At 55.1% G+C, this 604-nt stretch carries 1 rRNA gene; it reads left to right on the top strand.

The features are described from left to right. Positions 1-77 precede the first annotated feature (77 nt). A 23S ribosomal RNA gene (locus tag EIZ44_RS44465) occupies positions 78-604 on the top strand; the annotation flags it as partial.

The following is a 604-nucleotide window of genomic DNA, read 5'->3' as shown; positions in this document are numbered from 1 at the left end:
CTGTTGGGTCCTGAGGCAACACACGTTGTTTCTGGTGTGGTGTTTGAGAACTGTAGAGTGGATGCGAGCATCTTTGTGGTCAAGTTGTTAAGGGCACATGGTGGATGTCTTGGCTTCAGGAGCCGATGAAGGACGTGGGAGGCTGCGATATGCCTCGGGGAGCTGTCAACCGAGCTGTGATCCGAGGATTTCCGAATGGGGAAACCCAGCACCAGTGATGTGGTGTTACCCGCCGGTGAATATATAGCCGGTGTGGAGGGAACGCGGGGAAGTGAAACATCTCAGTACCCGCAGGAAGAGAAAACAAAAGTGATTCCGTGAGTAGTGGCGAGCGAAAGCGGAAGAGGCTAAACCGTTTGCATGNAGTAGTGGCGAGCGAAAGCGGAAGAGGCTAAACCGTTTGCATGTCAAGCTGTCAGGCGTTGTGCAGGCGGTGTTGTGGGACCCAGCGTCGAGGATCTGACAGTCCTCGGAATGTGCGCGCGTGTTAGTGGAACCGCTTGGGATGGCGGACCGGAGTGGGTGAGAGTCCCGTACGCGAAAACATGTTGCGTGTGTTTGTTTGGTGTTCCCGAGTAGCAGCGAGCTCGTGGAATTTGCTGTG

This window comes from Amycolatopsis nivea (assembly GCF_004522235.1).
Classification (GTDB): Bacteria; Actinomycetota; Actinomycetes; order Mycobacteriales; family Pseudonocardiaceae; genus Amycolatopsis; species Amycolatopsis nivea.
This window is presented reverse-complemented; position numbering and strand designations above follow the sequence as displayed.